Annotated in this window: 13 protein-coding genes and 1 pseudogene; 12 read left to right on the forward strand and 2 right to left on the reverse strand. The window is 54.6% G+C overall.

The genetic code is table 11. From position 1 onward, the window contains the following. Together APR53_04650 and APR53_04655 are read left to right on the forward strand one after the other, a co-directional pair. Positions 1-341: pseudogene (locus APR53_04650) on the forward strand. Between the two features lie 502 nt (positions 342-843). Continuing rightward, on the forward strand, positions 844-1,110 hold the full coding sequence (locus APR53_04655; GenBank protein KQC03701.1) for a hypothetical protein: 267 nt from the start codon (positions 844-846) through the stop codon (positions 1,108-1,110). A 17-nt stretch (positions 1,111-1,127) separates the two neighbouring features. On the opposite strand, the gene APR53_04660 is transcribed toward APR53_04655, so the two are convergent. After that, positions 1,128-1,763, reverse strand: a complete 636-nt coding sequence (locus APR53_04660; protein ID KQC03702.1) for a hypothetical protein — start codon at positions 1,761-1,763, stop codon at positions 1,128-1,130. A gap of 112 nt (positions 1,764-1,875) precedes the next feature. Here APR53_04660 and APR53_04665 point away from each other — a divergent pair, with 112 nt between their 5' ends. From APR53_04665 to APR53_04675, 3 genes are all read left to right on the forward strand, one after another. Beyond that, positions 1,876-2,280 (forward strand): pyridoxamine 5-phosphate oxidase, encoded by a 405-nt coding sequence (locus APR53_04665; GenBank protein KQC03703.1) that lies wholly within the window; start codon positions 1,876-1,878, stop codon positions 2,278-2,280. Between the two features lie 88 nt (positions 2,281-2,368). Continuing rightward, entirely contained in the window at positions 2,369-3,496 is a 1,128-nt protein-coding gene (locus APR53_04670) for an aldo/keto reductase (protein KQC03704.1), read from the forward strand. A gap of 85 nt (positions 3,497-3,581) precedes the next feature. Beyond that, complete coding sequence (locus APR53_04675; protein KQC03705.1) at positions 3,582-4,130, forward strand: hypothetical protein; 549 nt, start codon at positions 3,582-3,584, stop codon at positions 4,128-4,130. 114 nt (positions 4,131-4,244) lie between these two features. Here APR53_04675 and APR53_04680 read toward each other — a convergent pair whose 3' ends face one another. Further along, the gene (locus tag APR53_04680; protein KQC03706.1) at positions 4,245-4,982 is read right to left on the reverse strand and encodes a nitroreductase; all 738 of its coding nucleotides are present in this window, start codon (positions 4,980-4,982) and stop codon (positions 4,245-4,247) included. Positions 4,983-5,110: 128 nt separating this feature from the next. Between APR53_04680 and APR53_04685 the strand changes: the two genes are divergently transcribed. The 7 genes from APR53_04685 (at position 5,111) to APR53_04715 (ending at position 10,219) form a co-directional block, all read left to right on the forward strand. Continuing rightward, positions 5,111-5,803, forward strand: coding sequence for a hypothetical protein (locus APR53_04685; GenBank protein ID KQC03713.1), 693 nt, complete (start codon positions 5,111-5,113; stop codon positions 5,801-5,803). Positions 5,804-5,845: 42 nt separating this feature from the next. After that, positions 5,846-6,259: a hypothetical protein gene (locus APR53_04690; GenBank protein ID KQC03707.1), complete on the forward strand. Its 414-nt coding sequence runs from the start codon at positions 5,846-5,848 to the stop codon at positions 6,257-6,259. Positions 6,260-6,359: 100 nt separating this feature from the next. Next, positions 6,360-6,944, forward strand: a complete 585-nt coding sequence (locus APR53_04695; protein ID KQC03708.1) for a hypothetical protein — start codon at positions 6,360-6,362, stop codon at positions 6,942-6,944. Between the two features lie 231 nt (positions 6,945-7,175). Further along, on the forward strand, positions 7,176-7,616 hold the full coding sequence (locus APR53_04700; GenBank protein KQC03709.1) for a formylmethanofuran dehydrogenase: 441 nt from the start codon (positions 7,176-7,178) through the stop codon (positions 7,614-7,616). Positions 7,617-7,630: 14 nt separating this feature from the next. Then, positions 7,631-8,386 (forward strand): ABC transporter, encoded by a 756-nt coding sequence (locus tag APR53_04705; protein ID KQC03710.1) that lies wholly within the window; start codon positions 7,631-7,633, stop codon positions 8,384-8,386. Next, positions 8,379-9,209 carry an iron ABC transporter gene (locus tag APR53_04710; GenBank protein ID KQC03711.1) on the forward strand — a complete coding sequence of 277 codons (831 nt, stop codon included), beginning with the start codon at positions 8,379-8,381 and terminating at the stop codon, positions 9,207-9,209. The genes APR53_04705 and APR53_04710 overlap by 8 nt, the downstream gene beginning before the upstream one ends. 26 nt (positions 9,210-9,235) lie before the next feature. Continuing rightward, the gene (locus tag APR53_04715; protein ID KQC03712.1) at positions 9,236-10,219 is read left to right on the forward strand and encodes a metal ABC transporter substrate-binding protein; all 984 of its coding nucleotides are present in this window, start codon (positions 9,236-9,238) and stop codon (positions 10,217-10,219) included. Positions 10,220-10,226 lie beyond the last annotated feature (7 nt).

Consider the following 10,226-nt stretch of genomic DNA (forward strand, 5'->3'; position numbering starts at 1 on the left):
CCCAGCGCGGCTGTACCGCAGCGATGTGGATTGTAGATAACCTCGTTGAAAAGGGCGTTATGCCCGAAGAGAACCTCAAACTCTATGATAACACGCCGCTTGCAGTCACCGATCTTGAGACGGGACGCATCGATGCGGTTATGTATGACAGCACGGTGATGAACGATATTATTGAAGGGAAGGACATCAACAAAGCCGGATTCGTCGAGACCAATGAACAGTTCGGCATCGCGGTGAGACAGGAGGACACGGAACTCTTAAATTCACTGAACGAAGGACTTGGAAAGCTGATGAACGATCCCTACTGGGAGGAACTCATTGAGAAATATTCCATGAAATAATCCTTCCTTTTTTTCCGAACCATACCCGTGCAGATCGATTTTCATTTTTATGTGCATCCCGCCGAACCGGAGTTTGTGGGATAGCGGAGAGATGTAAGTTTCAGGATGAGTGACGGCGGATCAGTCCCCCGTGATGCCGTCCGGGTGTGCCGCAGCCACAATCGCCGCCGGAAGCACCGTCCGTTTTCCGCCGACACGCTCCCCGGTGCGCGGGACAGGGCGGGAGGAGGGATTACGCCGTGAATACAGCCTTAAAACACACGGAAAACGGTGTTTTCTGAGATACTCCGGAAAGGTTTATGACCTGAACACTGATACATCCACTTTAGCCATTTAAGGCGGGAGGTGGATTCAATGGTTGAACAGACAAAGGAAAAACAGCAGAAAAAACAGAAGCAGCCGCAGCCCAAGAAGAAATTCTGACGTGCGATGCGATGGTTGCACAGGCTCGGGCATGCCCTGACAGGGAACAGGTTTCTGTCCCGGTGAAGGCAATAAACGGGTGCTTGTGCCCGCCCCCCGACCTATTCATGGCAGCGGGATACGGGAAATCGAAAATTCGGGAAATATCCACGAAAACACCGTATCCCGCTGTCATGGCGAAGAACCTGCACGGGAAAAGGAGGGACCCTCCCCGGGTCCGGGGCACTCCTCTTCCGGGCAGGCGTTTCTCATACCCGATCCCTTCCGGTTTCTTTTTACAAAAATCCTTGTTTTCCGTTATACTCCGGGGGTGCGGCGGCCCGGGTCCGGAGACGGGATGCGATAACGAGGCGGCGGCGCCTGCTATTTCCGGGGCAGCATATACAGTCCCATCAGGTTCGCATGGATATCCCACATTTCATCGGCATCAATACCCTTTGCTTCCATCAGCTGTGACACCACGGCGTCGGCAAATATCCACGCGGCAGTCTCAAAAAAAGTGCCGAGAGGTGCAAAAAGGGTGCAGCCTTCGTCTGCGCACCGCCGGAGAAACAGATCACACGGGAAGTGAATGATGCAGTCGGCAATCTCTCCGACGGGAGAGTCCGCCTTGCCCGTGATCAGGCATATTCGGGCGCCGCCCGTATTTTTCGCATCCGCCGCATAATCAGCTGCAATTCCTGTTCCCCCGGAACGGGAAAAGACAACCACCACGTCACCATCCAAACCGTATTTTCGGATATCGGGCAGAATGCTCTCACCCACAACAAAGGTGGGGATCCCCAGATGGATCAGCCTCATCGCAAATGCGCTTGCCACAAGCCCCGACCGCCCGAGACCGAGTGTGAAAACGCGGCGGGCCCGGAGAATTTCGGTTACGAACGCCTCGATCCCGGCACCGGCAAGGGACCCGGTAATCCGGGTCAGATTCTCCGCCATCAGGAGCATCATATCCTTCACAAAGGACTCGGACGGTTCTCCCCGAAGACGAGTGCTCATGATATTCCTGTTAGCGTCCTGCACTACTAATGATTGCCATGATTCGAAAGTACCGGCACATGGAACCATGCGAATAATATATGCTGCGCTCCAATCGCTGTGGTGATCATTCATGGCTGAACTCACCGATGAGATGAAAGAGATGTTTCAGAAGGCCTCCGTCTACCCGCTTGCGACGGCATCACGAGCCGGGGAGCCGAACGTCGCCCCGATGAAATCGGTCTGGCTCGCTGATGACCGGACGATCTGGATTGCCGACAATTACATGAAAAAAAGCCTCGCCAACATGATCGAAAACCCGCGTGCCGCCATCTATGTCTGGGGCCCTGAGACGAACGGATGCCTCCAGATCAAAGGTGATGCCAGCATCGTCGCATCGGGCCCGGATTATGAGACCATGCGGGCACGGGTAAAAGCAATCTCCGAGAGGTTTCCCGCGAAATCACTCGTGGTGCTGAAGATCACCGGTGTGTTTACCTGTGCGCCGGGCGACGAAGCGGGCAGGCAGCTGCTCTGAAACCCCTGCACGGCAGCAAACCAGATGAAGTATCTGAGCGTCTGCCTTCGGCGGTGCACCGCCGGACGGTAATGACGGGGATATCCCGATGCTCCGAAGAAGACTGAAAAAATCCGGCCGAATGCTATCCATTCTTGGATTCGGATGCATGCGGCTCCCGGAGACGCCCGACGGCCGCATCGATGAGGAAACGGCGACCTCCATGGTGCGTTATGCGATCGACAACGGTGTCAATTATTTCGACACGGGGTATACCTACCACAACGGGGAGAGCGAACCGTTTCTCGGGAGGGCACTCCGGGAGGGGTATCGCGAACGGGTCAGCATCGCAACAAAACTCCCCGTCTGGAAGATCGAATCGCGGGAGGATATGGACCGGTATCTCGATGAACAGCTTGCACGGCTCAGGACAGACCATATCGATTTCTACCTGCTCCACGGCCTCGGGCGGAGATTGTGGGAAAAAATGCAGGATCTCGGTGTCACGGAATTTCTGGACTGCGCCCTTGACGACGGCAGGATTTGCCATGCCGGTTTTTCATTCCATGATTCGGAGCGTGTATTCCGGAGAATCGTCGACTCCTACGACTGGACATTCTGCCAGATCCAGTTCAATTTTATGGATACGGCGTATCAGGCCGGGACCGCCGGCCTCCGGTACGCGGCGGAACAGGGACTCGGCGTTGTCGTGATGGAGCCGCTCAGGGGAGGACTGCTCGCGAAGCCCCTTGCCGGGGCCGACAGAATCCGGTCCGAATCGGGATTTCACGGGACGGCGGCGGAATGGGGGCTCCGGTGGGTGTGGGATCATCCGGAAGTTACCGTTGTCCTCAGCGGTATGAGCACGCAGGAACAGGTGCGCCAGAACATCCTTTACGCCGATTCCGGGCGCCCGAATACGCTCACGGACCGGGAATTGGCTGTTTATGACGAGATCAGATCGCTCTACCGGAAAAGGACCAAAGTCCCCTGCACGCAATGCGGGTATTGCATGCCATGCCCCTCGGGTGTTGACATTCCGGCATGTCTTGCCATCTATAACGATGCCTATATGTATGATGACAGAGAGACCGCACGGTTCGTATACCGCGTTTTTTCGCGTTCCGGCGGGGATGCAGCCCGCTGTCGGGACTGTGGCATATGCGAGGATCTCTGCCCCCAGCATATTTCCATCCGGCAGGTACTGGCGGACGAACGAAAGCTCCTTGAAGAGTGAGTACCCCCGGTAACCAGCGGCCGGTGAATAGGTGTTAATACCGGCCCGACACAGTTATTTGTATACGGGGAGGGGGAACAGCAGTATGGTAACGCCTGAAAGAGAGGACGCCGCCGGCGGCTGCCGGGATCAGACGGTGATCGAGTCCCTTTTTGAACGGGTTCTCTGGAATTCACGGTATATCGTCCTTTTGGGCGTGATTTTCGGAGCATTAAGCGCAATCGTTTTGTTTTTTGCCGGATCACTGGAAATATTTGACATTCTCCGGGAATACCTCCTTATCCGGGAGAGCCACCTCACGCATGAAAGCATCCTGATCACGATTATCGGAGCAATCGATTTTTATCTGATCGGCCTCGTGCTCCTGATCTTCAGTTTCGGCATTTACGAACTCTTCATCTCCGAGCTTGATATCGCACGGTCGGATGAGGGGCTCAGCAACATCCTTGAGGTTTCCACGCTCGACGATCTCAAGAACAAGATTATCAAGGTTATCATCATGGTCCTGATTGTCAGCTTCTTCCAGAGGATTCTTTCGATGGAATTTTCGACGTCCATCGACATGCTGGCAATGGCCGTCTCGATATGTGTCATCTGTGTCGGCGTGTACTTTCTGGGCAGGCATCACATCTGATTTTTTTCACCCGCCCGACGTTCGGAACCGGAGAGCCCCGCCGGGTGGGTTCCGAATATCTCCTCCCGGCGACGGAACAGCGTGTGGGGCCGCCCCGGAGAAAAATCATAAAAATTATTCCGTTTTTCCAACCGCCGCAAGATACAGAAGGAACTGCTCTTCACCGTCGAGCCTGAGAAGCGCATTCATGTCCGCATCATGAAATGCGCCGACGGCGCAGACACCGCACCCCACAGCCGGGGCTGCGAGGTAGAGGTTCTGGCAGGCGTGGCCCGCATCAATGTGCAGATACCGGTATCCCCGCTCCCCGTACCGCCATGTCATCCGGTACGCCGCCGCGGTCCAGAAAAAAGTGGCGCCGTTGTTTTTGATGAACTGCTGGTTCACGCACGCCGCCGCAATTTTCTCTGCAACATCGGGATCGGCAGGTATTTCGGCCAGCCGGTGTTCCAGCGCCAGGTACCGGTAGATGCCGGGTTTCAGGCCCTCAACGTTGTTTGCCAGAAGATAGGTCTCCAGTGCATGCCGGGCTCCGGCCGAGGGCACCGTCCTGAAAGTGAACTGCCCCTGCACCGTCTCCTTCACCCCCTGTGTGCACCAGAGGAGAAATGCCAGTTCCGCAAGAGTGATGGGTTCTTGCGCGTACTGCCGGACACTTCGCCGCTGCTCGATTGCCGTGCGGAGGTCGAGAGGATGAACGGTGATGGAGGACGGGGGAGGGAGCGGAACGATTGCACCGCCGAAGTCATACGGCACTTCCAGCAGGGGGTGGGGAACTCCCTGCATCTGGTCGGAGGGGGCAAGATATTCAAACTCTGTCTTTTTCATAAATTCCTTTCCAATGGCTGCCATAGAGGATCACATCCATGCATGAGATCGCATGTCACCGTATCGTCGTCTCCCCGTCGGCACCCGTGAAGATAAATGCATCCCCGTTCGGATTGCCTTTTTATATCTCCCGGGAATTACTCATGGTAGTCATGACCGGCGAACAGCAGATTATGAAATATCTGTTACAGAAAGCTCGTACGCGCGGTGCGAGCGTGGCAGGGTATGTTCCTGCGGAACTCCTCCGCGACTGCCCGTCGGCCCAGGCGGCAGGGCCGCAGGGATTTCAGACATTTTCGGGTACAATCGTTGTACTCGGGCTGTATCATGATCCGGAAAAGCCCGGGATGGACTGGTGGGAGGAGGGGCGAAGCACGCCGGGAGATCGCATGCTCCGGAGGATCATACGGGAACTCATCGTGTGGCTGAAGGAGGAATTCGGCATCGCGGCAGCAGAAATCCCCTATCAGATTTCCGACGGCGGCATTTATCTCAAGGATGCGGCTGTTCTCGCGGGCATCGGATACATCGGAGAAAATAATCTTGTCATTACACCGGATTTCGGCCCGAGAGTCAGGTTCCGGGCGTTATGGGTCGATATCGATACGGAACCGCCCGCCCTGCAGAAGCAGGAAACTCCTCTCTGCGACACATGCGACCGCCCCTGCAAGGCACAGTGCCCCCAGCATGCATTTTCAGGGGGCCACTACTCCCGGGAACGGTGCGCGGCACGCCTGAACACCGAAAAGGAGCAATCCGCCCGGAAACAGGGCGGCGGGAAGAAAAGTCCCCATGTCCCCTGCAGGATCTGCGAGCTCGTATGTCCCGCAGGCACGGTGCTCTGAGCAGAATATATAATTAAGGCAAAGCTCTCAAATTTCCTCACAATGGAGAAGAAATACTGGTATCTGGTAGCCGGTGCAGTCATCGTAGCCTGTGTGGCGATGGCGTTTATCATATTCATAGAAATCAATTCCGGCGTGCCCGGCGTGGTGTACTCGGGCGTTGTAAAATCAGATGGCCAGGATATGCTTATTTTAATACATTACGATAAATTCTGCGATAAAACTATCCTGGGAATCCCAAAGATAGGGCCGGAAGAGGTTACTTCACTGGACATCACCATCACCCCCGATGGAGGTGAAACGCGTACCGTTACGATGCAGGATCCGCTGGTTGATGAATGGGTGAGATTAGAAGGGGTTCTCTCAGACACCTCCCGGCAGCGGATAACAGTCATCGCCATATTCCGGGACGGATCATCGCGGGTCCTCGCTGATCAATTCTTACCAAAGTCATGAGCAGTATCTTCTTCCGGCTGCCACTGCCGAACCTGTGCCCCGAGGCCGTGAGAGATAGAACCGGTGCGGGGCAGACCTGTGGGACAGGGGATGTGCGGTCATGACACTCGTGATGGCGTTTGTCGGAAAGAACGGGGCGGCCGTCGCCGGCGACATGCGTGAGATCCTCTTCCGGGGGGATGAAGCCCGGAGGCGGGAGCTGGAATCCGAGCTCTATGACGGCCGCATTGTCACCGACGCCGATCTCGAAAAACGGGCCGCTGAGATCGGGGTCCGGATCTCCGTGCGCGATGACAAGAGCAAGGTTATACGGCGGGATGACGGCATCCTCACCGGGGAGGTCTCCAAATTCGAGAGAGGGACGGTTTCGCGCCGCCGTATCTACGCGGTAGCCGGGCAGTATGCAATCGCCGATTTCGAAGGAGGCCGCATGGTGATCGTGCAGAAGAAAGAGGGAAGCGCTTTCGTCGTCCTCGGAAATGACATCACGAAAAAGATCGCGAACGAAATTATCAGGAAGAACTGGAAGAACGGAGGATTTGAGGATGCGGTTCGTGTGATCGTGCTCGCTATGGAAGAAGCCGGACGCCGGACCGCTTCGGTGAGCAGGGCGTTTTCAATCGAACAGACTGACATAAACGTGAATATTTCCGCGATTGTTGACAGCGAAGCTGAAGGGTCGTAAGCAAACGGAGCGCAGCCACCCGGGAGTCGTGCCGGCCCGGCAGCCACACTGGAGACAGACGCATTTCGTCGGCGGATTGCCGCATCGCTGTCTTTTCCAGGGAAGATGTGCTTTTGCAGATATAGTATTAAAAATATATTTTCCCGACATTTTTAGTAATATTTCTTTTTTTAATTGTCACATCTGGTAACAAAGATTATATTTTTTATAATATCCAAATCAACAGGTGCTATGCACAACCATCCCCACTGCCGCCATTTCAATGCCGATAAAAGGTACTCTATCGAGGATCTTGCGGCATTTCACGGTCACCTCGGCCCCTACATCGTCCTCGGGTACCGGATCGGCCGATTTGTGCGAGATCATGTCTGTTCGGATCCGTTCCAGATCAGGGCTGCGGTCCATTGTTCCGGAACACCTCCGGAGTCCTGCATTGTCGACGGCGTTCAGCTGGGAAGCGGATGCACACTGGGGAAACGTAACATCGAGATTGTGGCCGGCGACCAGCTGAAATGCGTGTTCTCACACGACGGGAAAGAGATTGTGTTCGTGCCCAGGCCCTATCCGACTCCGCCACGCGACCAGGCAGACTATGCACTGGCAATCGAGAAACTGGCAGAACGGATGTATTACCTCGATGATGGCGACCTCTTTGAGATATACGGAATCTAGGAACGGAGACGCGCATGACAACGGTAACCGCAGATCCGGTCATCGATCTGGAAGGGGTATATACTTCCTATGAAGGAGCCGACCGGCCCATCATAAAGGATGCATCCCTGCGGATCGGGAAGGGCGAGTTCGTCATTGTCGGGGGGCCGAACGGAGCGGGGAAGACGACGCTTCTCGAATCAATCAACGGAATGCTCCCTCTCACCCACGGAAGGGCTACGGTCTGCGGCCTTGATGTCTCCCGTCGGGGAAATGACGTGAGAAAAAAGGTGGGATATGTCATCCAGAATTTCGCCTTTGATCCCCTGACGCCATTTTCTGTGGAACAGGTGGTACTGATGGGACGCTACGGACTTCTCGGATGGCTGAAACGCCCTGACGAAAAAGATCATGGCGCGGTTGCTGCTGCGCTGCATCGCCTGGGCATCGAGGATCTCGGATCCCGGCCGATCGGAAAACTCAGTGGAGGCCAGCAGCAGAAAGTGCTCATTGCCCAGAGTCTCGTGCGGAATCCGGAAATCCTGCTTCTCGATGAACCGTTCAGCAATCTCGATCTCTGCTCCCGGGATTTTATCAGCAATGTCCTTGTCGATACCGTAAAATCAGGATGCACCGTTGTCATGGTCTCCCATGCATTTGACGGCCTTCCGGATTACCTGTTGAGAATCGTGGCTTTGAACGACGGATGCATTTGTCTTGATGAGATGTGCCAGGCCTGCGACGTGGAAGAGCATGTGCGCACGGTATGCCGGGTGGCAACCCATGCTTGAATTCATCATCACCAACAACATTCTCTGCCATGCCGTCGAAGCGATGCTTTTTTCATCAGTTGCGTGTGCGGTTCTCGGGGTGATCATCACCCAGCTCAATATTTCGGCGATCGGGTTTACGATGTCACATGCCGCATTTGCCGGGGCAGCCATCGGAATGTTCCTTGGCGTGGGAGTCACCCCGGCGGCCATCATCGCAAGCATTGCTATTGCCTTTCTGCTCGGCCCCCTCAGCGACCATGCACGAATGCCTGCAGATACCACGATGGGGGTTCTCTTCGGGATGCTGATGGCCATCGCCATTTTTTTCATTGTCTATATGCAGTATCTGGGGATGGGTTTTTCAGCAAGCGGCCTTCTGTTCGGCGATGTGATATCCCTTTATCGCGAGGAAATCTATGCACTTGCTGCAATTTCCTTCGCTGCGGTTCTTTTTGTGTTCTTTTTCCTCAAGGAAATCAAAGCGATTATTTTCAATAAAAAAATAGCAGAAGCATCGGGGATCAGGGTGAAACCGATTTATTACGGTATTCTTGCCATGATTGCCATCACGGTGGCCCTGAGTCTGAATATTGTGGGGGGGCTGCTCCTGTACGTATGGCTGATCACACCGGCGGCGATTGCTTATCAGTTTTTTCACACGGTCCGTGATTTTTTCATTGCCGCCCCCATTATTGCGGCAGGCACCAGCGTAGCAGGCGCCTGGATGGGACTTGCATATTCCCTGCCGGTCGGTCCGCTTACTGCGATACTCCTGACCATCCTGTTCGCACTGGCTGTAGTCATTTCCCCGAAAAGAAGAATACCAATTAATAAAAATTAATAACCCGGTATTACTATATTCTAATTATGGGGAGAATTACACTACTGCACGGGATTATTCTGGGAATTGCGATCTGCGCGCTTGTTGTCGGACCTGCATCCGCTGATCTGAAGGTGGTTTCGACCACAAGCGTCCTCTGGGAACCGATCCAGTTTATCGGGGGAGAGCACGTGGAGGCTATTTACATTGCTGATCCTACCGTCTGCCCGCATATGCAGGGGGAGATCATCAACAACAGAATCCAGCTCGAACGGGATTTTATCAGTGAAGCCGACCTCTTTGTTGCCCATAACTTCTCGGTGGACAATCCGCATGTGATGCCATATATCGAGGAATTCATGGACGCGAACTCCTATGGCGAGGTTGAGTGGAAGACGATGCGGAATCCTTCCATGCCATGGGCCATCCCCGACAGCGCTCACCTGCTTGCTGATGAGATAACCGCCTGGCTTCTCGAGGCCGATCCCGAAAACGCAGCGTACTACGAAGAGCGCTCGGAAGAGTATCATTCCCTGATTGACTCGGTCGATCTCACCCAGGATGAGGCAGAGACGATTGCAGGACAGAAAGTAATCGTAATCGTGTGGCAGAGAGAAGCCGCTGAAAACTGGCTGGGGCTGAACGTTGTCAATATCTATGGTCCCGAGTTCTATCAGGGCGGCAAGTTCACCGTTGCGAAGCTGGTGGACGACATCGCCGCAAATACATCAAAATACGAAGATGTCCGGTATATTATCGAGAACATGCAGTCGGGCGAAATGGCAAAAGGAGTCGAAGAAGCCTTAAAGGACCGGGGCATCCCGGCTGAGCGGGTTGTCTTCACCAATTTCCCCAAATCCGTCCCGGGGGTAGATTCCTTAGCCGACGTCATCACGTATAACAAGGAGCTTGTTTCCCCGGAAAATCCTGCAACGGCAGAAACGACCCGGACACAGGCAACCCCTCTCGGACTGCCCACATGCATCGGGGCGTTCCTTGCTCTTGCATTGATTATTTGCAAAAAACCCTGATTTTTCT

It is taken from the genome of Methanoculleus sp. SDB (genome assembly GCA_001412355.1).
Classification (GTDB): Archaea; Halobacteriota; Methanomicrobia; order Methanomicrobiales; family Methanomicrobiaceae; genus LKUD01.